The following is a 25,697-nucleotide window of genomic DNA, read 5'->3' as shown; positions in this document are numbered from 1 at the left end:
GGTGGGTGGAAAAAATCGACGGCGAACTGTCGGCGGTGGAGAAACGATCAGCGGATGGTCAACACCTCGCCCCGTGTCGGGGAGCCAGGCGTCATGTCCCACGCGCGGATCACGGGAACGAACTTGTCGGTGAGGATGCGCGTCTCGGCAATCGAGCCGTCTTCGCGTTCGGTGAATTCCCGCTGGAGCGTCTTGTCCTTGTGGGTGTCACCTTTGACGACGAGCACGCGACCCGTCTTGGATTGCACAACTCCCGAGATCGCGCCCGCGGCCAGAGCGAGGGCAAGATGCCAGTGGGACAAGGCCCGCGCCGGAGGACGCAGCGTCTGCTGCGCGGCTCCCAACTGCGTATCCCGCGACGGCCAGAGGCCTTGCAGCCTGCCAACCTCATCGGCGAACTGCTCCGGCTCCATCGTCACGCGGAAGAAATGCCCCGGCTCGGCCGGACTGGCGGGGACGATGTACGGCAGGAATGGCCACTCGCTCGGCAGCTCCTCGGCTTCGACTTCGCCAAGCCCAACCTGCAGCAGCAGATTGCGCACGGCCTTGACGCCATCGGGCGTCTGCTCGCGCTGGCGCACCCGGCGTCCGAAGATCACCACCTGCTTGAACTGCGTTTCCACCGCTCGGTAGATGCGCAGGTCGGTGTAGTGGCGCGTCAGCCAGCCGACCAGCTCGGCGTCGAGCACGTAGCCGGGAACGATGAAAACCAGCACGCCGCCGTACTGCAACAGGGGCAGCGTGCGCTGGTAGAACAGTTTTTCGAGGCGGGCTCGGCCCTGACCCTGATAGCCAATGTTGCCGTTGACGTCCTTGGACAGGTCGCCATACGGCGGATTGAGCCAGAGCAGCCCAAAGGACTGTTTGGAGATCATCGTATCCATCAGATCCGCGTGCAGGCAGTGATCGACCAGGCTGCGGGCATGGCGCGCCCGCTCTGCGTCGAACTCGACGGCGAACGCCTTGGCCTGCTCGCGCCCCAGGGCATGAGCCGCTTCGGCAATCGCCACGCCTTCGCCGGCGCAGGGATCGAGGATGCACATCGGTCCATTGGATTCAGGCGCACTGGGCATCAGTGCATTGAGGGCTCTTTCGAGCGTCGGTTCGTCGGTCGGGAAGTACCCGTTCTTCACGAAATTGCGGGCGAGCCGCGGGAACATGAGAGCCATGGAAGTCTCCTGGTTGGCGGGGATAAATGGCGCAGGCGGGCCTTGGCGTACCTGCGCAGGTGGTTCAAGCCGCTACCGTTTCCGGCGTCCAAATTTTGGCCGGGTATGGGTAGGCGGTGAGCACGTCACTGCGGATCAGCGAGCCGAGCGCCTGGGTCAGCGCCGGCACGTCGATGGCGAGCCGATGGCCCACCAAAGGCCCGAGGGCGAATGGCAAACGGGTCAGCATCTCGCGGCTTTGCAGCAGTTCCAGCACGGTTTCGCGCCAGTGGTCGAGCAGTGGCAGTGGGCAGGTGTCCTGCACCAACGGCCACAGGCGGTCAAATCGGTGGTCGCTATCGCGGGGCAGCAATGCCAGTGCGCTGGCGTTGGCCTTGTCGGGCTTGACGCAGCGCCGATCGAACAGCCACACGTTGGACAGCGAACCGAACAGCGTTCGCCGGTAGGCGCGGGTCATGCGCTTTTCCAGGCGATCGACGTTGCCGACGAACACCGGAACGCTGCCACCCTGGTCGGTGATGAGGTGGAACTGCTCCAGTCCCTGCTCGTCGCGCCCGAGGGTCAGGCGAGCCAGGAACTGCTGGACGGCGGTGTCCCGCGCCCAGATCGACAGGAAGATCAGGTTGCCCTGGTCATCGCCGACGCAAGCGTCGGCCATCACGTCCGGGCATTCGTCGATGCGGTACAGCGTGGTGGAGGAAGTGTTTGCGGGCATGGTGATGTCCTCGGATGAGAGGGAACAGCACCGCCCGCAGGGGCAAGCACTGCCCCTTGGGGTGGAAAGAAAAACGCCCTGGTTCAGACCGTCAGCGCCGTAGCTGGGGCTGTGCTTGCCTTGGGTGTGCGCCGCTTTGCGTGGTAGGCGCGAACGCCTGCACGCCATTCGGCGGACTGCTCCGGTGCGAGGTCCAGATAGGACAGCGGGCACGAGTAGTAGTACGGGTGCATGGATTCGTCCAGCGGCTTGTAGCCCCACTGGCCGCCGCTGCGCTCCAGCAGATCGCAGCGGATGGTGCACAGGGACTGGCCCGGTGCGAGATCACGGTGTACGCCTTCGGCCTTGGCTGTGACTTGCGTAACAGACCAGAGGACGTTGCCACGCAGCGCGTGGGCGATGACCTTAACGCTGGCGCGCTCGGTCTCTTGCGGTGCAATCAACTCCGCGATCAGTTCAGACCGCGATTGGGGTGAGAAATACCAGCCCATGAGAGGCCTCCTGGAAAAATTGAGCCAGAAGCCTCCCCGGTGGGGAAGGCCCCCAGCGGGTGGATGAAGTACACCGCAGATGCTGTGTCCAGTACTACGCAGGTTGCAGTTCGGCCTGGCGGCTCCACTCCTGCGTCTTGAAGTCCAGCGCGTAGCCCAGCTCGCCCAGGCGGAAGATCTGCGCGCGCAAGGTGCGGCGGTCGATGGTCGAATCCAGTTTGACGGACTCGCCCAGCGGCCAGAGCAGGCTGAACAGCGCGGCGTCGCCATCTTCGGTACTGCCGGGAGCAGTTGCCGCAGAGGGCGTCGGCGCATCCACGCCGAAGGGCGTGGTATCAACCAGCGGGTCCGTGGATGCCTGCACTGGTGCGGGCTTGGCGGGCCTGGAAGTTTTGCTGGGCTTGGCCGGTGTTGCCGGCGTTATTGCAGGCTGTGCGCCCAACTCTTCATCAAGTGGATCGAGATCCTGGGTGGCGAAGCTGCGTGCCTCGTCACGGCTCAGTTTGTCGATGTCGTAGAGCGTCATTCCGTCCAGGCTGGCGCGGATCTCGAAGCGCATGCCGCCACCGACCGGGTAGGACTTCGGGAAGATGTACCTGATGATGAACTCCCCGTCGTACTTGCCTTCGGGGTATTGCTCCAGCTCCGGGTCCTTGACCTCGAACGTACCAAGGTGCGTGGCGAGGCGTCCGACCGTGAAGGGGCCGTTCTTGCCGCGGATGGTACGCAGCGTGAGCTGGCCGGGGACGATGATGGGCGAAACCGATTGCTCGGATGCCGATTTGGCTGTCATGGTGGTACTCCTGATGATGAATGACGGACGGCTGGTGGCAGCCGGTGGATGAGAGGAAATGAACCTCGCCCGAGGTGGGCAAGGTCCACTTGGCATCACGCCTTGAGCTGGCGCATGCCTTCGGCCAGGAGCCACAACGCCCGGTTCAGGCGCAGGTTCTGGTCGATGCCTTGCACCGGGCGGGTGCGCTGATTGCGGCCATTGGCCGAGCGTCCATTCAGGCCCCCCTTGACGAGGTTCTCTTGGACACGGTTGAAGACGGCCCACAGGTCATCCCTGCGGTCGTCCCAGCGCCTGGGCGCGAGCAGTTGACGCTCCGTGACAGGCGTCGGCTTGGCAGGATCGTCGTACTTGAGTGCCAGCGCTGAGTGCGCGAAGATTTCTGCTTCGCCCTCATCGAGGGTGATGGTGCGCATCGCATCGCGCGAGTCCTTCACGCGCTCGAAGCCTTCAAGGACTTCGTAGGCGCCTTCGATCACCTGGCTGGCCACATCCCCCTTGTGCGGGACACGGATGTCGGCGGTGGTATCGCCGCAGACCAGGCCGTTGTGGCAGACGAATCTGAACATGCCTGCCAGCATCTGGTAACTGCTCGTGCCGTCGTGGCTGTTGAGCAGGATGATCTCGTTCGCCTCGTCGCCGTTGATCTGGCTGGCATGGCGAAGTCGGATGAGATGCTTGGTGTGCTCGCGCCGATCCTCGTTGCGCACGCGCGTCTGGAACACCATGAAGGGCTCGAAACCCTCCTGGCGCAGCTTGGCGAGCACGGTCGAGGTCGGTATGTAGGCATACCGCTCGGATCGGCTCCCATGCGGAGCGTCGGCGAAGATTGATGGAGCAATGGCGCGAATGCGGTCGTCCGAGAGCGGGCGATCTGAGCGCAGGATCGGGGACTGCGGAGCAAAACGGGATGCCAGAGACATGGCTGTTCTCCTGTGAAAAATGCGACAACCGCGCGGCCGTCTGACCACGCGGAACTCGGGGGAAGAAATGCGCGAGCGCGCTATGCGGATGGAGGACGCTGCAGATGCAGCAAGGAGAAGCGGCAAGGCCCCATGAGGGGCCATGCCGGATCAGAACGAAGCAGCCAATGCCGGCTCCTGCTCCTCGACTTCACCTTCGGGCTCGCACTCGGCGGGCTCGGCAGGCTGATCTGCAGCGGGGGCGGCGTCCTCGGCTTCGGGCGCGGGAGCGTCCTGGGCCGGCGGCGAATCTGCTTGCGCGGGGCTCGTCGGATAGACCTTGGTGCCGTCGATCTTGATCAGGCCGATGTGGATCAGTGTCGAATCCAGGCTTGCGGCCGGTTCCCCAGCGCGCTCACCCTTGGTGCGGATGTACGGATCGATCTTCATGTCGTTGAGACGGAAAGCGATCAGCACCTTGCAGTCCCCTTCGATGGCCTGCACGCACCGGCGAACCAGATGCTCGGCTTCAGGGGTGGTGACGATGGTGTCGAAGTACCGATACTCCGGTTCATCGACAGGCCCGGCCAGAGCGGCGACGGTGCAAGAGAGGAACGGGTCGCCATCTTTGGGTGTGACGTCCTTCGGACGGCTGAGGTAGCCGATGCCGCGGGTGACCAGCTCGTGCTGCCTGATCGAAGCCAGTTCGGCCCGGTCAAGCGGCTCGGCCTTGAGCAGTCGCGCCTTGAGGGACGCGGCGGCTTGGCCTTTCTGCTCACCCTTGTCGCGGATATACGCATCGCCCCACAGGTCGCCGAGGCGAAAGCGCACCAGTGGGCGCTGCTTGGGATCGTCAACGCCGATGTAGCGCTCGACCAGCTTCTTGGCCTCGGCACCCGAGACCTTGACGTCGAAATAGCGATAGCTGGGATCCTTTGCGGAACCGACCAGCGCGGCGATGGTGCATGCCAGGAAAGGCTGCGCACGGCGGCCGCCCCGAACAGGCACTTCACGGGCACGCTGGATGTAACCGATGCCCGAGGTGTGGAGGTCGAAATACGATTTCTCGTTGGACGTGGTGCTCATGGTGAATCTCCATAGGGATGAAGCGGAGACACACCGGCCCCACGCAGCGGGGAAAGGTGCGTAACCCCGCGATGGGTTGATAAGGCGAAAGCATCCACCACCAGAGACTGGTGGCCGCTCGCGGATGGATGCGGTGCGAGCTGGCTCGGTCACGCAGTGGGAACTGCGCCGCAACCTCGAAGACCGATGGTTGCCTGGCATGTCGCTGACAACGTCAGCAGGCATGGGCTCAGCATGGCCAGGCCTCGCGCGCGAGGCAGCCATCAATCGGTATCCGATCGATTCCCTTTGATGAAATCTCCCACGGCAGAAAAAAGGCCCTCCTTCCGAATGGAGGGAGAGCCTGTGGGGGCAGGTCGCCTGGTACTTTTCGTGGTGTCACGCCGGTACAGCGCGGCGCCGTCGGGACGTCTCCGCGCCGATCACGCTCACGTCGATCAGGCGCCAGCGCCCGTCGTCTATGAGTCGCTCCAGCACTTCGCCGAGCATGTCGAAATACACCTCGTCGTGCCGATCGACCAACTCGCCGTCGCGGCGCAGCTCCACCGCATAGGTATCGCTGCCGGGCTGGTAGAGGATCGTCACCTGGCCGGCGAACTTCGCGGTCGAAACCGTGAAACTGATCGCCGGAGGCGTTTCGATGATCCTGGACGGCGTCGGATCGACCCAGGTGAAGTCGTGGGCGCCCGCATCGACCAGCATGTGGGTGATGCGCCGGAACCCGTCGGGCGCCGGCATTTCCTCCAACTGCTCGATGAGCTGACCCAGTTCCATGCACTGCGGCTCGGGAATGGGCAACTTGGCCGGCGCGGAGCCGAGGATGTGTGTCTTGACGGTGTAGGGCGTGCCGTCGGACATCATCTCGGTGCGCTCTTCTGGCGTGTCCGCACGCAGACCGTCGAAACGACGACGGGCATAGGGTTGGACATGCACCTTGGTGCCCTCGCTGGGAACGGTGGTCACCAGGTTGGGATCGAGTACCGCGAACTCGCTGGGCTTGAGCTTGACGACGATGGCGTCTTCGCTGGCTGCGACCACCTTGCCGTCGAAGGGCTGGGGATCAATGACAAAGCCCAGTGTCGAGGACTGTGGCTGATCATCGAACACGCGGTACTTGAACGACCGCACGTTGCGGGGCACATGGCCTGCGACCAGCGAAGGCATCAGGGTCTTGATAAGAGAGCGATCCATGTGAATCTCCTTGAGGAAGAACAAGGGATTCCCCGCCCGCAAGGGAGAGGTCCCTTGTGGGTGGATGGGCGCGATGCGTCCGTAGAAAGAAACAACCAGCACGGTTTCCCGCGCTTGCAGCCTTGAAGGTCTTGGCTGCCTGGGCATGTGTCGGCAACGCCGACGAACATGGGGTAAAGATGGCCCTTGAGTGAGCGGCCTGCGCTCAGGAAACCGCACCGCGCCGCACCCGCTTTCCTGCGCCGCGACAAGAAAAGGCCCCTCGAAAGCGGCTGGGTGGTCAGACTTGGTACACGAAGTAGTGTTCGCGCTGACGTGGAAAGAACACGTGCTTCCACGAGTCGCCGCCGGTATTGCCGCCGTCGAAGACGACCATTTCGTAGGCATCAATGTCGGTGTCTGCCAGATCGGCGCTGGCGATATGGCGCATGTGCAGCATGCCGCTCAAGCGCTCGAATACCAGGATCTGGCCGATGGCGTCGTCCTGGCCCATGGCGTTGACGCAGGCTCCAAGCTGATGCTCGAAGTCGCGTGCGGGCGAGATGAGGTCGGGGAACATAAAGTGCTCCTATGGAATTGGACCAGCCCGGCTCCCAGAAAGGAGACGGGCTGGCATGGAGGGCAAAGAGGAAGGTGGGCGCGTGGTGTGTTTGCTAGGGCTCGGCCAGCGGCAGGCCCAGCAACACGGGCGCGTCAGCGTCGAGGATGAGGATGCGCACATCGGCCTGGCCAGCCAGCTCCAGGATGTTCGCCAGGTCGGCGGGCATGCCCTTGCTGCGGTGCTCCTGCCGAAGCTGCTCGGCGGTGATGCCCTCGGCGTGCTCCAGGTTCTTGTCCGTCCAGGGCGTGGAGATCAGCTTGACGCCGATCGCCGGGCTGTACGGAACCCGAAAGGCGATGAACAAAAAGGCCTCCGGCGTGGCAAGGTCCGCCAGGTTGGCGAGGTACTGGCCGGTTTCCTGGCTGATGTGCGCGCTGCTGATCTCCCAGCATCGGCTGTAGTAGCCGGTCTCGAAACTCAGGCGCTGCACAACTTCCCGCGCGGCTTCGACCGAATAGCTGTCACCGACGTGGATCAGGCGGCCGTCGAAGTCCTCGCCATGAATGGCATAGACCACGGCACCGATCACGCCTTCGCCGTTAACGCCTTCATCGGCATCGCATTCGGCCAGTGCTTCGGCACTCACAGGTTCAGAGCCGTTCGTGACCACCGCAAAATCGCTGGTGACGATGCAGGACGATGAAATCAATTCCTCGTCGGAAAGATGTTGTTGGCTCGGGTGGATGTTTCGCCAGACATGCGGAATTCCGTCCTCGTAGCTGATGGACAGCGTGCGGACGATCTTCAAATTCCAGTAGCCACGGAGAAAGGGATTGGGATTCTGGGACATGGGAACTCTCCAGATTGAATAATGGAGCCAATTCCCGCCACCGGGAATTGGACCCGGTGGGTTGAAAGGGGAAAATGCGTCAGTCGGCGCTGATCGTTGGCTTTGATTCAGCCGCTTTACGCTGGGCAACGGAAAGGAAATCGAGGGACATGGCTGTGTGGGCGCATGTCCCTCGTGGGGAACGAAAAGACGGGGGTGTGCCGGAAACGGGCTCACCAGCCGCTGTAGTTCAGCATCAAGTCGGCAATGACCTTGCGGCGTTCCAAGTCGAGACCGTCGAAGTCCGACAGCCCGTGGAAATGGCAGCGTTTGAGCATGGCACCGCCCTCGTGCGCGTTGTAGAAGCTGACCATGGCGGACAGAAACATGCGTTGCCCGCTGCTCAGGACACCGAGGGCATCGTTGAGCCGCAGCATGTTGGGACGCAGATCCCACTTGCTTTTGGCCTGGTTCAGGCCGTCACGGGTGCCGTCGCCGAACCATTCGGGGCCAGCGATCTCGGCACCACGCTTCCATGCCTCGAAGAAGGCTTGGGGCGCGGCAGCGAAATGCTGCTCTTCCCGCATGATCTGATCGACGACTTCCTGCGGCAGCAGTTGATTCATGGCGTGATTCCTCCAGTTGGATCAGGGAATGGCGAGCTGGGACCAGCCGCCTCTTTCGAGGGCACGTTGAGCCGCCGCATGGCTGCGGAAGTACTCGTGCGATTCCCGCGAAACGGGACCTTCGGTATCGCGCGTGCCGATGTAGTGGCCGGCGGCGCTTTGCAGGACTTCGAGCGGCAGGAACTTGCCGCAATAGGTCAAGGCCAACTGGCCGAAAGAGGCTTTGTGGGACATGGGTAGGCTCCTTGGAAAAGCGGGGCCTTGTCCCTCACGGGATGGCAGCTCCCGCACGCGGTGGATAAAAAGCATCGGCGTCACGGGGACGCGTGTCCGCAGACTTGATGCGATACGGACTGGCGGGTTACGCGGGAAGAACCCACGGCAGCCTGGAACCCATGGCTGCTGGCATGTGCTGACGAATCAGCGAACATGCGGGCAGCTTCGTCCGGGGGCCGCGCTGCGTCAGTTGGAAAACGACATTCGGCCCAGCCCGGATTGATGGGCGCAGAGACAGAAAACCCGCATCGAGTGCGGGCTGTCAGGGGGGGCGTGGGTGCGTTGGCTCACTCGGTCGTGTCGCCCAGGACATGCTGCTTCCACAGGGCGAATGCCTCGTCCTGTCCCAGTTCGGCCAGGACCACAATGGGTTGCGCCTGCCGCGCACGCAGCGAAGCGAAATACGCCTTACGGTCGGCGATGGCCTTGAGATTGATGCCATCGATGAACAGCAGTTTGCCGCCCTTGATGAACAGCACCTTGTTGCCAAGGTCGCGCTCGAACGCGGCTCGTACTTTCTCCGGTTGTTGCATGCGTCGGTTTCCTGTTGCTGTGGCCGGCCGTTGGCTCGGAACGTTGATCGGCGAGATGAAGATGCCGAAGGCTCGCTGACCTTCGGCTCGGGAGGAAATAACCACCCGTGGGCTGTTGCAGGCCCGGTCGTCGCTAGAACCGTCTGCTCATCAGCAATCACACCCGGCCCATGTCGTGGCTGGGGCCGGCATCGTCTGGCGCACATCCGCGCACAAAGGGAGCCCGTTTTTGCGCCGGTGGGCACCGGCACCGAATACCGCTGACCACAAAGGGTCTCCGGGTGGCTCGCGCTGCCTGGTAAGCCATCGGGGGACCCTTCGCAGTGGGCGGGAGAAACACAGACCAGCAGAACACGCGGGAGACGGTTCGCGGAAAAGCTACCTTCAGGTCCCGCAGCCGGGGACGGCTGGGCGGGACGCGCACACGGACAAGAAGGTGTTGCGCGCTGGGCGACCCGCAGGGGCGTGCGGGACACGGGCCACGCCTTTGAAACAGGGCGCGGCCCACGGGAAACGGAGTCAGTCAGGCGCCTTTGCGGCCGCTGCTACGCGAGCGCGAAGCGCCACGCTTGGGCGTACCGGATTCGACCGGCAGCGTGCCTTTGCAGTCGGGGTAGCGACTGCACGACCAGAATGGGCCGCTCTTGCCGGTGCGCTGGCGCGTCGCTGCGCCGCACTGCGGACATGCTGGCCCATGGGGAAGCTTGATGGACAGGGACATGCTGCCGTACTGCGCGATCAACTGCGAAATCCAGGCGGCCTGCTTGCTGAGGAATACGTCCAGGGTGAGCTGTCCCGCCTCGATCATGTCGAGCGCCTGCTCCCACACTGCCGTCGTGCCGGGGTCTGCAATCGCTGCGGGCACGGCGTCGATCAGCGTGAACGCCGCATCCGATGCGCGAATGGAGCGCCCCTTCTTCACGATGTAGCCACGGGCGATCAGCACGCTGATGATGTTGGCCCGCGTCGCCTCGGTGCCGATGCCCGTCGTGTCTTTGAGCTTCTGCTTCAGGCGCGGGTCGGTCACGAAGCGCGCAATGCCCTTCATCGACTTGACCAGTTCGCCCTGGGTGTAGGGCTTGGGCGGCATCGTCTTGAGCGCCTTGATCTCGACCTCAGCCACCTGGCACGCCAGGCCCCCACGCAGCGGGGGCAGCACCTGGCTGCGCGCCGCGTCGTCGCCGTCCTCATCCGCTTGCGGTTCGGCCAGCACCAGACGCCAGCCTTTGACGACCACCTGTTTACCGGTGGCCACCAGCATCTGCTGGCCGCAGGAAAACTCAGCCACGGTACGGTCGAACTCGTGGTGCGGGAGGAACTGCGCCAGGTAATGCGCCCGGATCAGCCGGTACACCGCCAGTTCCTTCTCGCTCAGAGGAGAGAGGTTCGCGGGTTCGAGCGTCGGAATGATGCCGTGGTGCGCCGTGACCTTGCCGTCGTTCCATGCACGCGAACGCTGGGAGCGGTCGAGCTGGCTCATGATCGGGCGCAGCGACGGATCGGTCTTGAGCAGGCTGTCCAGGACGGCGGGCACCTCGGCGAACATGCTTTCGGGCAGATAGCCGGAGTCCGAGCGCGGGTAGGTCGTGGCCTTGTGCGTCTCGTACAGGGCCTGGGCGATCTGCAATGTCTCCTGCACGTCCAGCCCGAGCTGCTTGGAACAGACCTCCTGCAAGGTGCTCAGGTCGAACAACAGTGGCGGGCCTTCGCGCACGCGCTCGGTCTCGACCGACACCACCTGGGTGTTGTCCGCGACGCGAATCTGCAGCGCCGCCTGCTGGGCGACCGGCTGTTGCAGGCAACGACCGGCGTCGTCGGTGCAGCCGTCGGGCGCAACCCACTGCGCGGAGAAAGCCTGACCCTCTGTGGACAGAGACACGTCGATGGCCCAGAACGGCGCCGACTTGAAAGCCGTGATTTCGCGGTCGCGATCAACGACCAGCTTCAGGGTCGGGGTCTGGACACGTCCGACCGACAGCACGCCGTCGTAGCCCGCCTGCCGCCCGAGCAGCGTGAAAAGACGGCTGAGGTTCATGCCCACGAGCCAGTCTGCCCGCGAACGCGCCAGCGCCGAGTAATACATCGGCAGCGTATCGGACGACGGTCGCAGCTTGCCGAGCGCGGTGCGGATCGACGCATCGTTGAGCGCCGACAGCCACAAGCGCTCGATGGGACCACGGTAGCCGCACAGGTCGATGATCTCGCGGGCGATCAGCTCGCCCTCGCGGTCGGCATCGGTGGCGATGACGAGATGGGTCGCCTTCGCCAGAAGCGCCTTGACGACCTTGAATTGCGTGGCGGTCTTGGGTTTGACCTCGACCCGCCACTGCTGGGGAATGATGGGCAACTGCTCCAGTGACCAGCGCTTGAGCGCCGCGTCATAGACTTCGGGTGCTGCCGCTTCTACGAGATGGCCGATGCACCAGGTAATCGTGACGCCGGAGCCGCTGAGGCAGCCTTCACCGCGCTGCGTCGCGCCGAGAATCCGGCCAATATCCTTGCCCTGGGAGGGCTTCTCGCACAAGAACAGCCGCATGTCCGTCCATCCGATTTCCGTGGTTCATTGAGTTGCTGGAATCGAGGATGCCGAGCACCGCCAAGGGCAGCAGCAAACAAGTCGCGAGCGGTGGCGACCTCTTTCACGGGATGGAATGGCTGGGGTGGAGATGGCGTGCAGCCGGGGGGTGCGGGCCGGGAGCCGCGATTTTCGGGAGCGCGTGGAAGCCGGTGGACGTTGATGGAGCTATCCCCTGGGGATAGCTCGCGGGTGCATGGAGCGGCGAACAGTGGCCGGCTCATACCGGGTCACTTCCTACGCCGCGGCTCTTTTGGCGCAGCCGGTTCCTGGGCGGCCTGGGACTTTGCCTCCGCATCCTGCGGCTTCGGGCTGAGGGTCACGGACTCGATGCGAAACGGCAGGATGCCGACGCTGCGCGCGTTGATCTGCCAGGTTTCGCGCGGCTGATCCTCATTGTCCGTCCAGGGTTCGCGCTCCATGCGTCCGACGACCAGCACGCGCATGCCTTTCTGGTACAGATCCTTCCAGTGTGCGACGTCACGGTGCCAGATTTCCACCGGTGCCCAGAAACCGCCGCGATCCTCGAAGTCGCCGCCTTTGGTGGGAACGGGGTTGTCGAAGTACACGTTCAGCCGCAGCAAGCGCCGCGGCTCGTCGTTGCCGTTGGGGAACTCCCGGTACTCGGGCGGTGAGCCAATGTTGCCTTCACCCCAAAAATGCGTGCTCATGTTGCAATCTCCATGGTGGTTGAAATACCCGTGCCGCGTCGGCGTCGGGCGCGTACTGGGGTGTCCGATGCCATCACCGATCACGCACTCCAGGTGGGATGGACTTGAGCCGTCGCAGGTAGGCGTCCTCCGCCTTGGCGGCCTTGCTGGCGCACTCCTGGGCCTGCCTGCCCAAGGTGTGCAACAGGCTGATCTGCATGTTCAGCGTGATGCGTTGAAGCTCGATCGCGTGCAGCTCGGCCAGCAGGTTGACCGGCGTGCCGGTGCTCGCCATCAATTCCTGCCACAGGGCTACGCCCATGGCTGAGCGGTCGTGCTTGCGCCAGCGCAAAAACGCCGTGCCTGCGCCCGTGGTCTGCTGGGCCAACTCCACGGGCAGTAGGTGGAAGGGATGCCCGACTGCCTGTTGCAGCACCTGCCGCTGCGTCAAGCCAATCAACTCGTCGCGCATGGCGAAGCACTGGCTGGCCCAGGCCTCAAGATCCCCCTTACCCTTAAAAGGCTTTAAAAGGCCTTTTAGAGAGGCAGCGTGTTCCAGCTTCATGAAGGCAGCCTGTTGCAGGCCCTGGAAGTAGCGGGGTTCGCGGTTCGGATCGCTCATGCCTGCTCGTCCTCGACCTCGCCGGCGCTGATTTCGGGTGCTGCGTCAGTGGCGGGCTCGTCGGTGGCGGCCTCGTCGGTGGGGGCAGGCGCTGCAGCAGGACTCTCAGCACGCTGTTGCAGGCCACGGCGCACAATGGGCGGCGCGAACTTCGAGCGGCGCGTGCCTTCCAGCACGTCCTGCGGCAGTTCGCCGAATTTCTCCAACGCCGCCCGTGCTGCGGCGTTCTTCGACACGAAGTCGTCGCGCGTGCAGCCCGAATAGCGGTATTGCTGGGCCAGCGAGAATAGGCTGCGCAGTGCATGGGCACCCTCGTTAAGCCAGCGCTCCAAGGTGCTGCGGTCGATGAGCGCCGTGTGGTGGGCGAGGATCAGTTTGCGGGCGATGTCGTCGTAGTCGGCCAGCAGATAGACGGCGGCAAAGCCGAGCTGCGCATTGACGAACAGCGGCAACTTGACCGGTTGCACGTTGAGGTTCTCGCCCAGGCTGAGTGCCGACGGCACGCTCGCCAGCGCCTGATCCACCTGCTCGCGCAGCGATTGCAGCGTGGTCTTGGTCTGGTCGAGCTTGACCTCGATGCGCAGCATCCACCAATCCGAGTACGGGTCGTCCTGCTCCGAACCACGCCGCATCTTGTTCATTTGGGCGATGTAGCCGTTCAGGCCGACGATGCCCGGTCGCCCCTCGGCGGCGGCACGGCCATGCCAGATGCGCGAGGCGTGGTGCGTGTGAAGCGTCAGCGACATCGCGCTGCGCAGGGAGCCGAGATTCAGTTGCAGAGGTTCATTGGTTGCCATGGTGTCCGCTCGTTGTGGGAAAAGGAGCGGTCAGCTTCGGCAGGAAGCGGAAGGCAGTCAGTCAACAATCCGAAACCTGCCAGACCCCGGTTCAGGGCGTGGTGGCCGCATGCGGCGCGAGCTATCCCCTGGGGATAGCTCCATGGAGCGCCAACGAACGCTGCAGGTCGGGATCAGGGTGGGCAACGCCGGTGCTGCGGCAGATGTTCGAGGCCAGGTCTGCGACTGCGCGACATCCTTCCCAACAGTGGAACTATCCCCAGGGGATAGCTCTACTGGCATCCATGGGCGTCCACTTCACCGCCTTGTCGGTCGGCTCACTTGCTGGCGAGCAGATCTCGTAGTCGCTCGATGTGCTGCCTGGCGACTTCTGGTGGCACCGGCTTACCCTGCGTTTGGGGTGGTGGTGCGGGTGGTGGCCGTTCGTTTGGCTGAGTGGGTGCCGGTGGCGGGTCTTTCTTGGCCCAGGCATTGAACTCACCGTGGATGGCCCGCTGGATGATGCCGAACAGATACCCTGCGGGATTGCGGATGCCGTGGTTGCTACAACGCGCGGCCCATTCGTCCAGCACGTCCTGCCTCAGCGAGGGATCAACCTGCTGCAATGCCACCTTGGCACCCGCCTGCTGTTCCGCCTTCAGTTGCGCAAAGCGCTTGGGCCATTGCAGATCGTCCAGCGCGCGCGCCTGCGCAGTAGTACGTATTTCATTAATACAACTACTACGTACTGTACGGGCCTGCTTCGGATTCCGAAGAGAGACGTCTGGCGCGGGTTTCGGCCCTGCTTCGGAATCCGTAGAGGGGCGTTCGCCATTCCGAAGAAGGCTCGGAGCCCCTTCTTCGGAATGGTGAATGGCGTCTTCCTGTGGATAACTATCGCTGGCCATGAGGTCCTGGTTGGCGAGACGTTCGGCCATCACCTGCAACCGTGACGGGAGGGTGCGTCCGGCCAGTAATGGGTCTTCACCGATTTCCTTGAGCGTGTGCAGGCCCACGATCTGCACGGCCTTGGCAGAATGGCCGAGCGCCTGGCTGACGAGTTGCAGGTAGTCCGGGTCGAGCTGCATGGCCTCGAACGGCGTCAGGGATTCGTCGTGCAGCACGTACAGATTGCCGAGGATGCGGCCGGTCTTGGGGTCACGCCGTCGCCGAACCAGGCTCAGCCAGCGGGTCAGGCGCATCAGTGTCAGCGCCCGTGCCACGGTTTCATGCGAGGCCTGGCCTGCGCAGGGCATGGACGCCAGCCAGGGTCGTAGCTGCTCGTAGGTGGGAAATGCGGTCACGCCATCGTCGTTGAGCATCAGCCGGAACACTTGCCAGGCGTTTCGTTCCAGCGGCGTCAAGCGGCGGTCGAGGAACAACTTGCGTGGCACCGTCTCGTGCCGGTTGCCACTGAACAGGAAAGCATCGCCAGATGTGGGCGTGGGCGACTGTGCAGGTGTAGACGCAGGTGCGCTGGGGGCGGGCTTGGGGGCAAGGTCTTTCAGCGCAGCATCGAACAGCTCTGTGAGTGCGATGGGGCCTTGGCGTCGGACTCGTGGTGCGGTGTCGTCCACGGCCATGACTCAAGCCAATCCCTGATCGACCCAGCCCTTGATCGAGGCCCAGACCACCGACAGAGGCAGCGACATGCCTTCGGCCAAGTCCATGGCAGCATCGAGGATGGAGGTTTCGTCTTCGAGATCGACGGTCCTGCTGTTGGTCACGGCCTTCCATTGCCGCCACAGCTCCGTGTCCTGCTCCTCGCCCAGCACGGGGTGCCGACCCTTGCGCTTGGGCAGACCGAGGATTTCACGGCGAAGCGCTACTTCCTGATGCGTCAAGCCATAGAACTTGCTGACCATCTCCGTGCTCGCGCCCAGCCTGAGCATGCGATCGACTGTGGCGATTTCCTTCTCCACGTCCTGCGCCTGCTGGAGCAGCCGCCGCAGCACTTCGCGGTTGACCGTCACTGAGCACCAGGAGACGTTGGCGTTGGCCAGCACGCTGATCAGCGCGGGATGCTTGAGGGCGTCCAGCTCTGCCTCGCCAAACCCCATCAGTTTGCAGCGGCGCAGTTGCCCATTGCGCAGGTCATAGAGGGCCTGGGCGATGACAGCCTGGTTGAGTGGGTGTGCTGTGGACATGCTGGCCTCCCTCGCTTAGGTTCCAGAGTCCGCAGCGCCGGCTTCGAGATCGAGCAGGCGGCGGGCCAGTCGCAGCAGGCGGAACAGCTTGACCAGCGCGGTGTCGCTCAATCTTCGGGTTACGTCGCCCTGGCCGTACAGCAGCGCCGGCAGGTCGATGACGACTTGCCCGTTGTCCAGACCGACGTCGGCGGGCTGCTGACCGGCCAGGCAAGCCAACAGCGTATGGACGGCACGGCCCTTTGGCGCCAGGCTTGAGGTATGGGCACGGCAGGCGAAGCCGATACCGTCTGGGCGGTCATCGATGCACTTGCCCAGGTCTGCCTCGACCGCAATCTCGCGGGCGAACTGCGCGACGTGGATGCGCAGGTGCTCGGGTGTGTCCAGGCCGGGGGCGATGTACCAGACATCCGAGATCGGATAGAGCCCGCCAGCCTGCACCGGGATGGACTGCAAGACGTTCGCCGAGAAGTCGCGCGGCAGTGCATCGCCCAACTGGTCGGCGACCATGCGCTGGATGGACTCAAGCCGTTCGGTTGTCGGCGCCGGGGAGACGATGTGCTCTTGAAGCAGGCTGCCATCCGTGTCGCTTTTGCCCGTTGATGGCGTTGCCGCAGGCTTCGCGGCGGGTGGCGCGGTATCGACAGGTGGGCGCGCGATGGCCTCTGGCTCTGGCAAGGCAGGCGGTGTCGAGGGCGGCGTCGGCTCGCTGACCAAGGCACGCTGGCGGCTCTCGGATTCGGTCATGTCCAGAGCGAGCACGTCGTAATCGACGTCCAGCAATTCGGCCATCTGGCCGATCAGTTCGTCCTGTACGCGCTGCGTAGAGAACTCGTCGGCCTGGACATCGAATTGCGACAGCACTTCCTGAAAGAACTCGTCGAAGTCCTGAACCAGTGAGCGGCCTTTGGCGTAATGCTCCCAGGTGCGCTCGCAGGCCTTGCGCATGACCGACAACCGCTCGACCTGGTGACGCCCCAGGCCGGCGTAGAGCACGGTCGGGATTGCGGGCAGCAGGTAGCGTACGGCGTCGGCCATCCGGCTGATGTGCGATTGCTGCACGGGGTATCCGTCGGCGGCCAGGCGGCGAGCCAGCTCGGACTGGCTCAGGGTGGAGCGGATTTCCAGTTCGTAGAACTCGCGCGCTTTCTCGACGCCCAAAGCGCGCTCGATGAAGGTGAGGCCACCGCGCAGTTCGTTTTCCGCAAGATGCCCGGTGAGCGCGACGATCTCACCACGCTCGGGCCACGGGCGGAACAGGCATGAGACCCGAAAAAAGCGTTCGTCCTTGGTCTCCGACCAGAGTTCGCGCAGGATTGCCAGTCGCGTGTTGCCGCCATTGCGGATGATGTAGTGATCGTCGCCGGGCCGCCGGGTGATGGCCGGAGCCGCGTCCAGGCCACGCTCGCGGATGGATGCCTTGATTTCCTCGTACACCGGATTGCGCTTCTTGCGCGGGTCGTGGTCGTAGGGGTGCAACTGGTCGAGCGTCACGACCATGGGCGTGTCGGCGATCGGGTCGCTCAAGGTCGTTGCTGACGGGCCGCTGCGCTCGAACCCGGACGCAAGCAGTTTGCCGGCCATCTGCTGGGAGGTGATCTCAGTCATGGCCGCCTCCCTGCGCTTGGGATCGGGTCTCGCGCTCGGCACGACGGATCTGCGCACGGGCGTTGAGGGCTGCCCGGTGATCGCTGGCCGTCGAACTGGTGTAGATCGCGGCGCAGCCTGCCTTGGTGAACTTGAGGTGACCGCCCGCCGTGCGCTTGACGTGCCAGCCTTCGCCGACGGCGAACTCGATCAGGGCGCGCAGCCGGCTGTGGCCTCGGGCCAGTTCATGTGCGTTGGCCATGGGGCCTCCTGGTATCAAGAGGCTGTGGCGGACGGCCGGACACTGCGGCAAATCGATCCTGCCACTGCGGGAGCAATTCGCCGGCAAGATCGCGCATGGTGGCGAGCGCGGCGGGAGCGACTCTGCCCACTGGCTGGCGGTACTCGACCCGATGCACCGGCAGACCGCGCGTCGCGGCACGCGGATAAGCCTCAATGGCCGGCACGTCGGTGGCCAGAACCCGAATGCCGGTGTGGCCCTGGAACAGATCGCGCAGCGCCTGCTGGATCAGACGGGCGTTGGCGGACACCGGATGGACGCGGTTGATGAGCAGGTGCAGCGGCGGCGGCTCGATACCCAGCTGCCGGTACGGCGCAATGTCCGCCAGCAACTGCATGGTGCCGCGCCGCAGTTCGCGGGCGGCGAGGATTTCCGGGGTCACTGGCGACAGCGCGAGGTCGGAGGCCAGCACCGCCATCTCCAGCAGCACCGAGCGCGCGCCCTGGGTGTCGATCAGCACCAGGTCGTAGAGGGGGTTCAGTATCGGCAGCAGGTGCCGCAGCCGCAGTCGCCCGTCTGGCGCGTGCAGCAGCAAAGTGTTCAGTTCGCCTCGGTGGTCGTTGGAGAGCACCAAGTCCAGGCCCGCGATGATCGTGCGGGACACAAGCTGGCCAAGGTCACGCTCGTTGAAGGCCAGCAATTCATAGATACCGCCCGGCGCACGATGGGCCAGCTCGTAGTAGGAGGACAAGGTGGGCTGCACATCAAGATCGAGCAACAGCACGCGCAGCCCGGCGTCCGCAGCGAGACCGCCCAGGTTTGCGGCCGTGGTGGTCTTGCCGACCCCGCCTTTGGTTGAAATGATGGATACGACCTGCATGGCGTTCTCCGTGTCAGGATGGAAAGTCCGCGGGAGAACGGGTCAGGCCCTGTTGTTGACGCGCTCGTCGATCCACTGATCGATTTCGATGGAGTCCCAGCCCACGGCGCGCACGCCCAGACGCAGCGCCTGCGGGAACTGGCGTTTCTTCATCAGGTTGTAGATGTGGGCGCGCTTGAAACCGGATTTCGCTTCGACTTCTTCCAGGCGCAGGATGCGGCGCTCGTTTGGCGGCAGTACAGGTGTTTGCGACATGGCGGTCACTCCTGAACGCTCAGTGGCGTTTGTTGGCGTGACCTCTATTCAATAGACACGGCAGCGAAAAGACATTGCAAATGCAATCTCCGCGACTGCACATACAAGCTGGCAAATCTCAGCGGGAGGCGCTACGCAACCGGCGCCTGGCGGTGGCGAACTTGCCGTTCAATGTCCGCTCCGCGATACCCATGGCGCCGCTGTGATGGGCGACCAGCGCGCTGACCACGGCCTCCTGCGTCTTGAAGCTGGAGTACGGCGTGCCCGATGGCGACTGGCCGAGCATCAGCTCTAACAGGCCGCCAACGATGTTCAGGTAGGTGGCCTCGGCCCGATCACTGATCGGACACTGCGCGCATGCCGAAATCACCGTGGACTGCTTGAGCAGCGCGTCATGCTTGTCCTGCAACTCGCGAAGCTGACGTTTGGTCTGTTCCAGGGCGGATTTCAAACCCTGGCGTTCGACCAGCATGGCTTGCCCTGTTTCTAGGGAGATGAAGGGATGGATGATGCGCTCGCTGCGGGAGAAGAGAAAGCCGGGCCGCTGCTCGGGGTAGTGCTGGCGCATCCAGCACTTCAGATCGACATGACGTACCGTCAGATCAGGCGATTCGATCAACGCGGTGTCGCGTGTCGTGATGCCATGCTGCCCGAAGGGCAGTTCCCCGTTGAGGATGCCGTCATAGATGCGGTCGGTGTACAGCCGCAGTTCGCCCAAACGCGGGCAGTCCAGCGACTGCGGCAGATCCATAGGCGACGAGACCGAAGCCAGGATCACCTGCTCGTATCGCAGCAGTCCGGCCCAGCGGATGGACGCTTCGAGCGGGCGGTAGAACACCTTTGATGTTGGTGCATCATTTTTGTTCTCGTGCATGCTCCGTCTCCTTCCAGGAGAAGAACTACAGGGCCGACTGCTTTTGCAGCCGTCCTCATGGTCGGCCTGTTGTCCGCGCAAGACGCGAGTGATGACGCCCGCTTTTGATGACTTCTGATCAGTTCGCGCAACGAGTAGGCGTTGTGTGCTCGATGTGCAAAAATCCATCGGGCACAAGAAAACCGAGCGTCTGTCGCTGCTCGACAGTGACGCTTGCGCTATCAGGATCGTGAGAAGTGGCTGCTCTCGCAAAACCGTATCGGTATGGTCTGATGCGCCAGCGGTTTCAAAAAGCGGCGAACGCTCGGAATCTATTGATCGGGGCTTGAGATTGGCAACGAAAATCCGCTGGTGTCATATCCGATCGAGATACTGATATAGCGAGATAGCATTACCGAGAAGTCGCCTATGGTGACTGCCGAGCGCTGATCCGACGCTAAACGCTGCCTGCCAAAACGTGGAAATTGCGAGTTGGCCGCGCAGAAGACGGATGGGCGGCCATGCGAAGCGATCGACGTTCCCTCCTTTGACCTTGACCGGACGGTGCTGCCGCCCGGCCTCAGCTCAACGGGCGACGGGATCTTCGGGCATATCAACCAACATTGCCGTTTTTACCAGGCGCTCTACAGTCTGCCTGGCCAGCACCGGAGACGCCTCCGATTGCTCTGCAAGCTCATCGGTTTCTATGGCATGTGCGGCGACCAGTCGAGCTGCAAGATGCAGGTTGGTCGGATCGACGGCCTCGATGACTGGACACTTGCCCAGGGCATCGTATGGCCGCAGCAGTGCGTGATAGATGTGCCAGGTGTCGATACCGCGCGGCACCAGCTTCAGGACAGCCTGAATCAGCTTGCGCTTGATGGGGTCGAGTTGCCAGTCCGGGACGCGCTGCCCACGGTGACCCAGATGGATCGACAGGAGATTGCCGGCCTGAATCTCGTAAGTGATCCAGCGGCGGGACTTGCCAACCAGCTTGGCGTAATCGGCCACCGACAGGTTGTGGGATGCCTCGAATATCTCCAGCAATTGCAAGCGCTCGCGCTGCACCTCTGACAGCGTGGGTCGCGCGTACTCGGGCAGATGCACCGCCGAAAGTCGATAGACGGAAGCTGGAACCGCTGGTGCATCGGGTGCAGGCGCAACGATCAACTGAGGGGCGTTTGGATTCAGGGCGGGCGGCTGCGCTGCCGCCTGTCCGGCGATTGTGGGCAGGCCCTGCAACGTGATGGTCAAGTGCGTGCTGGCAACTTCGACCTGATTCTGCTCGAACAAGTCCAGCCGGTCGGCCCAGTCCTGCATCATGACGCGGCGTTGCTCGACGTACTCGGCGTGGTTGTAGGTCGCGCTGATCCGATCCGGATCGGCATGCGAAAGTTGGGCGTCTACCCACTTGGGCGGATACCCCAATTCATTGAGCGCAGTCGAGATGGTGGCGCGAACGCCATGCCCAGTGAGTTGGTCTTCATAGCCCATACGCTTGAGCGCGCCATTGAGCGTGTTCTCGCTCAGAGGGTTTTTCAGGCACCAATCACCGGGGATGAGATACACCTGTGCTGGCTTCAGATTTCCCAGCAAATGACGAACGACCTCTTGTGCCTGCAACGACAGTGGCACGATGTATGGCGGGATGTCGGCGAAACGCTGGCGCTTCTTCTTGGTGAGCTGCTTGCGTTGCTTGAGCCTGACAACCGGGATGATCCACAGACCGCGCTCCAGATCAAACTGATCGGGCGTGGCGTAGCGCAATTCACCGGTGCGCACGCCCGTGAGCAGCAGCAGACGTAGACCCAGTTGCGTATTCAGGCGACCGCTGTACTTGCGCAACGTCTGCAGCATTGCCGGCAGCTCGGGCATGCGCAAAAAGGGATTGTTCTCCACCGGGGGCAGCGGCATCGCCACCACGTCCAAATCCTTGGCCGGGTTGTCGCCCATGTTGGGCACCACCACCGAGGCGTAGGTGAATAGCTGGCTGAACCAGGTGCGCAGCTTCTCGGCCACCGACAGCGAGCCACGCTTTTCCACTCTGCCGATGATGTCCAGCAGGTGGGCGCGGGTGACGTCGTAGATGGTCAGGTGGCGCAATACGGGAAACACGTCCTTGGCGAAGACGCGCCCGATCTGCTTGGGCGTACTTTGGCGGCCCTCATTTTCCAGAGAGAGGCTGCGGTGGGCCAGCCATTTGTCGTAGATGGCCTGGAAGGTGTGCTCGCTCGCCAGGACGATGGCGTGGCGCTTGCGCTTGCGCTCCGAATGCGGGTTGATGCCCTTGGCCAGCATGGCCCGGGCCTCGTCGCGCAGATTGCGAGCGTCTTTCAGGGAAAGCGCGGGATAGCCACCGAAGGACATGCGCTCGCGCTTGCCGCCCCAAGTGAAGCGGAAGTGCCAGGCCTTGAAGCCGGTGGCGGAGATGTAGAAGTAGAGACCGTCGAAATCGACAAGCGAATACGCCTTGCCGGTCACCTTGGCCTGTCGAACCTGGAGGTCTGAAAGCATGAGTCCAACTCCTGCGAAGCGAGTTGGATGCCATGTTCCCGACGGAACCCCGGCTCCTCCAGCAACAATACGGTTTTGGGGACCTCCGTATTGCCAGTGTACCGCTCAACGTACCAGTTAGAACCGGCTGGGAGTGGATTTCGCTGGATGTCAGTGGATTGAGATCAGGTAAAAATCTCAATCCTGACAATGACTTACGACGTTCCCTGGCGTTCGGTGGAAGTCCCTGGAAAGTCGAAGTGGAGCGGGCGAAGGGAATCGAACCCTCGTCATGAGCTTGGGAAGCATTGAGGCGCACTGTCCACGGCTGTCTGAGTTCATGCACAATTGTGCGTCGAGGCCTTCTATTCCGGGGTCTCTGGATAGGTGGTTCGTCCTAGGTTGTCCCAGGAGGAACCACCTTGCCCCGTGCAAACGGCCCCCAGAAACGGCCCCCAATTAAGGACAGCCCCGTGCTCACCGAGAGACAGATCCGCGCACTCAAGCCAGCCGAGAAGGAATACACCGTCAGCGACGGGCGCAGCGCGCGGGGTGAGGGTGTCTTGATGCTTCGGGTGCGGCCCAATGGTACGAAGGAGTTCTACTTCCAGCGCCGGAAGAATGGGCGGAAGCTGAAGACCAAGCTGGGCACCTGGCCGGCGATGGCGCTCACGGAAGCGCGGGACCGGTGCCGCGAGGAGAAGGAGATCCAGGTTGAGGCTGGCACCTTCAAGGAGTTGATGGCCGCCTATGTCGCCAAGCTGAAGCAGGAAGGGGCGGCGAGTGCCGAGCACGTCGAGTGGTCCTTCAAACACTACGTTTCCGAGCCGTTCCCAACCCTGGTGGAGCGCCCAGCGGTGTTGATCGGGCCGGCCGATATCCGTGACATCCTGGCCAAGATGATTGCCGGCGGCGTCACGACGATGACGAACCGGGTGCGCTCTCGCCTTCATTCGGCGTTCCAGAGTGCCCTGCAGCAGGACTACAACCCCCGCACCTATCTGGAGCAGGAAAGTCGCTTCGGCCTGACCAGCAATCCGGTGACTAGCATCCCTGTACAGGAAGACTGGGAGCAGCCCGGGGATCGGGCACTCACGGAGAAGGAGTTGCAAGCGCTCTGGCATCTGTTGCCGGAGAAGCTTTCCCTCACGACCTCCGAGTTGCTCAAGTTCTTGATCGCCAGCGGTGGTCAACGACCGGAGCAACTGCTCCGGTCTGATCGGACGATGTATCAGCGGGACCATGTGATGATCCGCAACGGGAAGGGCGGTGAAGGTGAGCGGGCGATGCATGTGGTGCCCTACAACAAGCTGATGCGGGCGAGCTTGAAGGAAATGGACTGCATCAGCGAGAAGAGCGCGTATCCGTTCCAGGGCAAGGAGGAGGGGAAATCACTGAACCCCCAGTCTCTGTCCAGGGCGGTGACGAAGCTATACGGTAGGCATCACAAGTCGTTCAACGGCCCGTTCACGCTTCGGGACATCCGTCGGACATGTAAGACGCTGATGGCGAAAGCCGGGCTCACCAAGGAGCTGCGGGATAGGATCCAGGGCCACTCCTTCAACGATGTGTCATCCAAGCACTACGACCGCTACGACTACTTCCAGGAGAAGAAGCGCGGGCTCGATCGCTGGGCCGCCTGGCTCGAAAAGAACGTCATCGACACCAAGAAGTAGGGCCGCTCACGCGGCCCTTGTTGGCGTCCATCCCATCGGGTTTTCCAGCCAGCGGTTGATCTCGGATTGCCTCCAGCCTACTCGCCCGGGCGTGATCTGTACCGGACTGGGGAAGCGCTTGGCCTTCACCTCCCGCCAGAGTGTCGAGCGCGCTAGGCTGGTGGCTTCCAGCACCTCGGCTTCCCGCATGAATCTGTCCAGTTCACCCATCTTCACCACCTAGCCACTCTGTCCGCGTCTGCCACTGTCGGCGCATTTCCGCTATCAACTGCTCGACGGTGCTTTTCCCCCGCCGCTTGAGGGTTTCTCTCAGCTCGGCGACTTTCTCCGGCGTGGTGATGCCACGCCGGATCCAGAACCGGGCCTCGCATGCCAGCATGTGCTGGCGGTTGGCCTGGTCAGACAATGATCACCTCCTTGCGATCTGCCCTGGCCAGCATCGCCACTGCGTTGCGGACTGCGCGCCAGTCGCTCGGCGTGCTGCTGGTGTGGATGACTGGCCGCTCTGCCTTGGTGAAGCGCAGGTGTCCGCCGCTGGTCTTGGCGATCGTCCAGCCGAATTCCTTGGCGTAGAGGAACAACGGCCAGAGACGTTTGCCGCAGCAGCGCTCGCCCGTGATGAGGATGATGCGTGTCACGCTGTCACCTCCAGCGGCAGGCCACGCCGCGACAACGCCGCCATGCAGGCGGGGTTGATCCATAGGCACTCTGTGCGGGTATCGCTGCCTCGGCCAGCGCTGATGCGAGCCGATGTGCTGTTCATCGTCCAGCCCTCAAGGTGTGCCTGGTACAGCTCGCTCGGGTAGCCGCTGAGTACGACCATGCCCGTCAGTTGGTTGAGGATGGACAGCAGCTCTGCATGTTGGTCGTCGTCCAGTTCGTGCCGGTAGTAGCGGCCCTTCTGTGCGCCGCGCACACGGGTGTCGTGCATGTACGGCGGGTCGACGTAGTGCAGGGCCTGGGCCGTGTCATGGGCGAGCATGATGTCGATCGCCGGCCGGTTCTCGATCAGCACGCCGGCGAGGCGCTTACCGATCGCGCTGAGCTGATCCGGGTAGCGGGCCCACAGTTGCTGGGCGGTGCCGTACTGTCGGTAGCAGTCGATGCGGAACCCAGTGGTGCCCTTGCTGGCTCCTGCCGAGCCGAAGCCCATCTGCGCGCGGATCACTGTGCGGCGTGCTCGCTCTACCGGTTCATCGGTGAAGATCCAGGCCCGCTCGAACTCGTCGCGAGCATAGGGTGTGAGTACCAGCAGTTCGACCAGGGCTTCGCGCTGGGCGGCGCTCTGCAGCACACGGAACAGGTTGACGATATCGCCGTCGAGGTCGTTATAGACCTCGCCATGGCTACGGGGCTTCTGCATCAGCACGCCGGCCGCGCCGCCGAACGGTTCGATGTACGCCTGGTGGGGCGGGAAATGCTCAATGATCCACGGGGCCAGCCGAAACTTACCGCCGTGGTAGCGAATAACGGGTGCGGTGATAGTCATGGACGTTTCCCCCTTGAGTCTGCTTCCTTGGGAGCTGAGAAGGAGGAGGCCGGCTGCGAAGCAGCTTGCGCGCCGCTCTTCAACGTGAAGAACACAGTCAGGACAACCAGAATTGCCAGCGAGAAATTCAGCAGGCTGCGCGGGCTGTCCAGCATCTTCAGCAATTCGTGCATGCCGTTCACCTCAGCGACTTTCAGCGGGTTGTGAAACGCTCAGCGCCACCGCAACCGGGCGCACCCAGATCGGCGTATTGCTGAGCATGAAGGTTTCGCCGGCCTCGGCCAGCAGCAGGGTGGTACCC

30 protein-coding genes are annotated in these 25,697 nt (G+C 63.3%); 1 reads left to right on the top strand and 29 read right to left on the bottom strand.

Annotated elements, in window-relative coordinates:
- Nucleotides 1-47: 47 nt before the first annotated feature.
- From ACM0M4_RS23465 to ACM0M4_RS23350, 24 genes are all read right to left on the bottom strand, one after another.
- Complete coding sequence (locus tag ACM0M4_RS23465; protein WP_033936261.1) at nucleotides 48-1,169, bottom strand: DUF6094 domain-containing protein; 1,122 nt, start codon at nucleotides 1,167-1,169, stop codon at nucleotides 48-50.
- Between the two features lie 64 nt (nucleotides 1,170-1,233).
- On the bottom strand, nucleotides 1,234-1,884 hold the full coding sequence (locus ACM0M4_RS23460; protein ID WP_026383901.1) for a hypothetical protein: 651 nt from the start codon (nucleotides 1,882-1,884) through the stop codon (nucleotides 1,234-1,236).
- Nucleotides 1,885-1,967: 83 nt separating this feature from the next.
- Entirely contained in the window at nucleotides 1,968-2,375 is a 408-nt protein-coding gene (locus tag ACM0M4_RS23455) for a hypothetical protein (protein WP_026383900.1), read from the bottom strand.
- A gap of 94 nt (nucleotides 2,376-2,469) precedes the next feature.
- Complete coding sequence (locus ACM0M4_RS23450) at nucleotides 2,470-3,168, bottom strand: DUF3275 family protein (protein ID WP_026383899.1); 699 nt, start codon at nucleotides 3,166-3,168, stop codon at nucleotides 2,470-2,472.
- A 95-nt stretch (nucleotides 3,169-3,263) separates the two neighbouring features.
- Nucleotides 3,264-4,091, bottom strand: a complete 828-nt coding sequence (locus ACM0M4_RS23445) for a DUF932 domain-containing protein (protein WP_026383898.1) — start codon at nucleotides 4,089-4,091, stop codon at nucleotides 3,264-3,266.
- Nucleotides 4,092-4,241: 150 nt separating this feature from the next.
- On the bottom strand, nucleotides 4,242-5,156 hold the full coding sequence (locus tag ACM0M4_RS23440) for a DUF3577 domain-containing protein (RefSeq protein ID WP_026383897.1): 915 nt from the start codon (nucleotides 5,154-5,156) through the stop codon (nucleotides 4,242-4,244).
- A 378-nt stretch (nucleotides 5,157-5,534) separates the two neighbouring features.
- A complete protein-coding gene (locus tag ACM0M4_RS23435) occupies nucleotides 5,535-6,347 on the bottom strand; it encodes a hypothetical protein (protein ID WP_012205965.1) in 813 nt (270 codons plus the stop codon).
- A 280-nt stretch (nucleotides 6,348-6,627) separates the two neighbouring features.
- A complete protein-coding gene (locus ACM0M4_RS23430) occupies nucleotides 6,628-6,906 on the bottom strand; it encodes a hypothetical protein (protein WP_012205964.1) in 279 nt (92 codons plus the stop codon).
- A gap of 94 nt (nucleotides 6,907-7,000) precedes the next feature.
- Nucleotides 7,001-7,738, bottom strand: a complete 738-nt coding sequence (locus ACM0M4_RS23425) for a hypothetical protein (RefSeq protein WP_012205963.1) — start codon at nucleotides 7,736-7,738, stop codon at nucleotides 7,001-7,003.
- A 212-nt stretch (nucleotides 7,739-7,950) separates the two neighbouring features.
- Nucleotides 7,951-8,343, bottom strand: coding sequence for a hypothetical protein (locus ACM0M4_RS23420; RefSeq protein WP_012205962.1), 393 nt, complete (start codon nucleotides 8,341-8,343; stop codon nucleotides 7,951-7,953).
- A 21-nt stretch (nucleotides 8,344-8,364) separates the two neighbouring features.
- Nucleotides 8,365-8,577 carry a hypothetical protein gene (locus ACM0M4_RS23415; RefSeq protein WP_003158617.1) on the bottom strand — a complete coding sequence of 71 codons (213 nt, stop codon included), beginning with the start codon at nucleotides 8,575-8,577 and terminating at the stop codon, nucleotides 8,365-8,367.
- A 329-nt stretch (nucleotides 8,578-8,906) separates the two neighbouring features.
- Complete coding sequence (locus tag ACM0M4_RS23410; protein ID WP_012205961.1) at nucleotides 8,907-9,152, bottom strand: hypothetical protein; 246 nt, start codon at nucleotides 9,150-9,152, stop codon at nucleotides 8,907-8,909.
- Nucleotides 9,153-9,675: 523 nt separating this feature from the next.
- Complete coding sequence (locus ACM0M4_RS23405; protein WP_221345437.1) at nucleotides 9,676-11,688, bottom strand: DNA topoisomerase III; 2,013 nt, start codon at nucleotides 11,686-11,688, stop codon at nucleotides 9,676-9,678.
- 269 nt (nucleotides 11,689-11,957) lie between these two features.
- Nucleotides 11,958-12,398: a single-stranded DNA-binding protein gene (locus ACM0M4_RS23400; protein ID WP_012205959.1), complete on the bottom strand. Its 441-nt coding sequence runs from the start codon at nucleotides 12,396-12,398 to the stop codon at nucleotides 11,958-11,960.
- Between the two features lie 73 nt (nucleotides 12,399-12,471).
- Entirely contained in the window at nucleotides 12,472-12,999 is a 528-nt protein-coding gene (locus tag ACM0M4_RS23395; protein ID WP_221345436.1) for a DUF3158 family protein, read from the bottom strand.
- Nucleotides 12,996-13,796 (bottom strand): PFL_4669 family integrating conjugative element protein, encoded by an 801-nt coding sequence (locus ACM0M4_RS23390; protein WP_221345435.1) that lies wholly within the window; start codon nucleotides 13,794-13,796, stop codon nucleotides 12,996-12,998. The genes ACM0M4_RS23395 and ACM0M4_RS23390 overlap by 4 nt, the downstream gene beginning before the upstream one ends.
- 317 nt (nucleotides 13,797-14,113) lie before the next feature.
- Nucleotides 14,114-15,358 carry an STY4528 family pathogenicity island replication protein gene (locus ACM0M4_RS23385; protein WP_221345434.1) on the bottom strand — a complete coding sequence of 415 codons (1,245 nt, stop codon included), beginning with the start codon at nucleotides 15,356-15,358 and terminating at the stop codon, nucleotides 14,114-14,116.
- A 3-nt stretch (nucleotides 15,359-15,361) separates the two neighbouring features.
- Nucleotides 15,362-15,922, bottom strand: coding sequence for a DUF2857 domain-containing protein (locus tag ACM0M4_RS23380; protein WP_026383888.1), 561 nt, complete (start codon nucleotides 15,920-15,922; stop codon nucleotides 15,362-15,364).
- A 15-nt stretch (nucleotides 15,923-15,937) separates the two neighbouring features.
- Entirely contained in the window at nucleotides 15,938-17,530 is a 1,593-nt protein-coding gene (locus ACM0M4_RS23375; protein ID WP_221345433.1) for a ParB family protein, read from the bottom strand.
- Nucleotides 17,523-17,771, bottom strand: a complete 249-nt coding sequence (locus tag ACM0M4_RS23370; protein WP_012205954.1) for a hypothetical protein — start codon at nucleotides 17,769-17,771, stop codon at nucleotides 17,523-17,525. The genes ACM0M4_RS23375 and ACM0M4_RS23370 overlap by 8 nt, the downstream gene beginning before the upstream one ends.
- Nucleotides 17,755-18,630 carry a ParA family protein gene (locus ACM0M4_RS23365; RefSeq protein WP_012205953.1) on the bottom strand — a complete coding sequence of 292 codons (876 nt, stop codon included), beginning with the start codon at nucleotides 18,628-18,630 and terminating at the stop codon, nucleotides 17,755-17,757. Before ACM0M4_RS23365 ends, ACM0M4_RS23370 begins: the two co-directional genes overlap by 17 nt.
- Before the next feature lie 42 nt (nucleotides 18,631-18,672).
- A complete protein-coding gene (locus ACM0M4_RS23360) occupies nucleotides 18,673-18,885 on the bottom strand; it encodes an AlpA family transcriptional regulator (RefSeq protein ID WP_012205952.1) in 213 nt (70 codons plus the stop codon).
- A 118-nt stretch (nucleotides 18,886-19,003) separates the two neighbouring features.
- On the bottom strand, nucleotides 19,004-19,759 hold the full coding sequence (locus ACM0M4_RS23355) for a hypothetical protein (protein WP_012205951.1): 756 nt from the start codon (nucleotides 19,757-19,759) through the stop codon (nucleotides 19,004-19,006).
- Between the two features lie 564 nt (nucleotides 19,760-20,323).
- On the bottom strand, nucleotides 20,324-22,252 hold the full coding sequence (locus ACM0M4_RS23350; protein ID WP_221345432.1) for a tyrosine-type recombinase/integrase: 1,929 nt from the start codon (nucleotides 22,250-22,252) through the stop codon (nucleotides 20,324-20,326).
- Nucleotides 22,253-22,704: 452 nt separating this feature from the next.
- On the opposite strand from ACM0M4_RS23350, the gene ACM0M4_RS23345 reads away from it, so the two are divergent.
- Complete coding sequence (locus ACM0M4_RS23345; RefSeq protein WP_023093098.1) at nucleotides 22,705-23,907, top strand: tyrosine-type recombinase/integrase; 1,203 nt, start codon at nucleotides 22,705-22,707, stop codon at nucleotides 23,905-23,907.
- A gap of 6 nt (nucleotides 23,908-23,913) precedes the next feature.
- Here ACM0M4_RS23345 and ACM0M4_RS23340 read toward each other — a convergent pair whose 3' ends face one another.
- Genes ACM0M4_RS23340 through ACM0M4_RS23320 form a run of 5 tightly spaced genes read right to left on the bottom strand, consistent with a single transcriptional unit; the run spans nucleotide 23,914 to nucleotide 25,569 of the window.
- Nucleotides 23,914-24,117: a helix-turn-helix transcriptional regulator gene (locus ACM0M4_RS23340; RefSeq protein ID WP_034004867.1), complete on the bottom strand. Its 204-nt coding sequence runs from the start codon at nucleotides 24,115-24,117 to the stop codon at nucleotides 23,914-23,916.
- Entirely contained in the window at nucleotides 24,110-24,313 is a 204-nt protein-coding gene (locus ACM0M4_RS23335; protein ID WP_034004868.1) for a DUF7696 family protein, read from the bottom strand. Before ACM0M4_RS23335 ends, ACM0M4_RS23340 begins: the two co-directional genes overlap by 8 nt.
- Nucleotides 24,306-24,545 (bottom strand): hypothetical protein, encoded by a 240-nt coding sequence (locus tag ACM0M4_RS23330; RefSeq protein ID WP_044069606.1) that lies wholly within the window; start codon nucleotides 24,543-24,545, stop codon nucleotides 24,306-24,308. Before ACM0M4_RS23330 ends, ACM0M4_RS23335 begins: the two co-directional genes overlap by 8 nt.
- Complete coding sequence (locus ACM0M4_RS23325) at nucleotides 24,542-25,396, bottom strand: DNA adenine methylase (RefSeq protein ID WP_174217040.1); 855 nt, start codon at nucleotides 25,394-25,396, stop codon at nucleotides 24,542-24,544. The genes ACM0M4_RS23330 and ACM0M4_RS23325 overlap by 4 nt, the downstream gene beginning before the upstream one ends.
- Nucleotides 25,393-25,569 carry a hypothetical protein gene (locus ACM0M4_RS23320; protein ID WP_174217041.1) on the bottom strand — a complete coding sequence of 59 codons (177 nt, stop codon included), beginning with the start codon at nucleotides 25,567-25,569 and terminating at the stop codon, nucleotides 25,393-25,395. Before ACM0M4_RS23320 ends, ACM0M4_RS23325 begins: the two co-directional genes overlap by 4 nt.
- Between the last annotated feature and the right edge of the window lie 128 nt (nucleotides 25,570-25,697).

Source organism: Pseudomonas sp. 18-147, from assembly GCF_051048045.1.
GTDB classification, from domain to species: domain Bacteria; phylum Pseudomonadota; class Gammaproteobacteria; order Pseudomonadales; family Pseudomonadaceae; genus Pseudomonas; species Pseudomonas aeruginosa.
This window is presented reverse-complemented; position numbering and strand designations above follow the sequence as displayed.

What these genes read in the sequence shown, in the direction of transcription:
- ACM0M4_RS23355 (WP_012205951.1), bottom strand. Translation starts at nt 19,759, where the DNA reads ATGCACGAGAACAAAAATGATGCACCAACATCAAAGGTGTTCTACCGC.
- ACM0M4_RS23370 (WP_012205954.1), bottom strand. Translation starts at nt 17,771, where the DNA reads ATGGCCAACGCACATGAACTGGCCCGAGGCCACAGCCGGCTGCGCGCC.
- ACM0M4_RS23405 (WP_221345437.1), bottom strand. Translation starts at nt 11,688, where the DNA reads ATGCGGCTGTTCTTGTGCGAGAAGCCCTCCCAGGGCAAGGATATTGGC.
- ACM0M4_RS23435 (WP_012205965.1), bottom strand. Translation starts at nt 6,347, where the DNA reads ATGGATCGCTCTCTTATCAAGACCCTGATGCCTTCGCTGGTCGCAGGC.
- ACM0M4_RS23445 (WP_026383898.1), bottom strand. Translation starts at nt 4,091, where the DNA reads ATGTCTCTGGCATCCCGTTTTGCTCCGCAGTCCCCGATCCTGCGCTCA.
- ACM0M4_RS23390 (WP_221345435.1), bottom strand. Translation starts at nt 13,796, where the DNA reads ATGGCAACCAATGAACCTCTGCAACTGAATCTCGGCTCCCTGCGCAGC.
- ACM0M4_RS23460 (WP_026383901.1), bottom strand. Translation starts at nt 1,884, where the DNA reads ATGCCCGCAAACACTTCCTCCACCACGCTGTACCGCATCGACGAATGC.
- ACM0M4_RS23385 (WP_221345434.1), bottom strand. Translation starts at nt 15,358, where the DNA reads ATGGCCGTGGACGACACCGCACCACGAGTCCGACGCCAAGGCCCCATC.
- ACM0M4_RS23365 (WP_012205953.1), bottom strand. Translation starts at nt 18,630, where the DNA reads ATGCAGGTCGTATCCATCATTTCAACCAAAGGCGGGGTCGGCAAGACC.
- ACM0M4_RS23415 (WP_003158617.1), bottom strand. Translation starts at nt 8,577, where the DNA reads ATGTCCCACAAAGCCTCTTTCGGCCAGTTGGCCTTGACCTATTGCGGC.
- ACM0M4_RS23350 (WP_221345432.1), bottom strand. Translation starts at nt 22,252, where the DNA reads ATGCTTTCAGACCTCCAGGTTCGACAGGCCAAGGTGACCGGCAAGGCG.
- ACM0M4_RS23320 (WP_174217041.1), bottom strand. Translation starts at nt 25,569, where the DNA reads ATGCACGAATTGCTGAAGATGCTGGACAGCCCGCGCAGCCTGCTGAAT.
- ACM0M4_RS23430 (WP_012205964.1), bottom strand. Translation starts at nt 6,906, where the DNA reads ATGTTCCCCGACCTCATCTCGCCCGCACGCGACTTCGAGCATCAGCTT.
- ACM0M4_RS23440 (WP_026383897.1), bottom strand. Translation starts at nt 5,156, where the DNA reads ATGAGCACCACGTCCAACGAGAAATCGTATTTCGACCTCCACACCTCG.
- ACM0M4_RS23410 (WP_012205961.1), bottom strand. Translation starts at nt 9,152, where the DNA reads ATGCAACAACCGGAGAAAGTACGAGCCGCGTTCGAGCGCGACCTTGGC.
- ACM0M4_RS23395 (WP_221345436.1), bottom strand. Translation starts at nt 12,999, where the DNA reads ATGAGCGATCCGAACCGCGAACCCCGCTACTTCCAGGGCCTGCAACAG.
- ACM0M4_RS23420 (WP_012205962.1), bottom strand. Translation starts at nt 8,343, where the DNA reads ATGAATCAACTGCTGCCGCAGGAAGTCGTCGATCAGATCATGCGGGAA.
- ACM0M4_RS23380 (WP_026383888.1), bottom strand. Translation starts at nt 15,922, where the DNA reads ATGTCCACAGCACACCCACTCAACCAGGCTGTCATCGCCCAGGCCCTC.
- ACM0M4_RS23425 (WP_012205963.1), bottom strand. Translation starts at nt 7,738, where the DNA reads ATGTCCCAGAATCCCAATCCCTTTCTCCGTGGCTACTGGAATTTGAAG.
- ACM0M4_RS23465 (WP_033936261.1), bottom strand. Translation starts at nt 1,169, where the DNA reads ATGGCTCTCATGTTCCCGCGGCTCGCCCGCAATTTCGTGAAGAACGGG.
- ACM0M4_RS23450 (WP_026383899.1), bottom strand. Translation starts at nt 3,168, where the DNA reads ATGACAGCCAAATCGGCATCCGAGCAATCGGTTTCGCCCATCATCGTC.
- ACM0M4_RS23455 (WP_026383900.1), bottom strand. Translation starts at nt 2,375, where the DNA reads ATGGGCTGGTATTTCTCACCCCAATCGCGGTCTGAACTGATCGCGGAG.
- ACM0M4_RS23375 (WP_221345433.1), bottom strand. Translation starts at nt 17,530, where the DNA reads ATGACTGAGATCACCTCCCAGCAGATGGCCGGCAAACTGCTTGCGTCC.
- ACM0M4_RS23360 (WP_012205952.1), bottom strand. Translation starts at nt 18,885, where the DNA reads ATGTCGCAAACACCTGTACTGCCGCCAAACGAGCGCCGCATCCTGCGC.
- ACM0M4_RS23400 (WP_012205959.1), bottom strand. Translation starts at nt 12,398, where the DNA reads ATGAGCACGCATTTTTGGGGTGAAGGCAACATTGGCTCACCGCCCGAG.
- ACM0M4_RS23340 (WP_034004867.1), bottom strand. Translation starts at nt 24,117, where the DNA reads ATGGGTGAACTGGACAGATTCATGCGGGAAGCCGAGGTGCTGGAAGCC.
- ACM0M4_RS23325 (WP_174217040.1), bottom strand. Translation starts at nt 25,396, where the DNA reads ATGACTATCACCGCACCCGTTATTCGCTACCACGGCGGTAAGTTTCGG.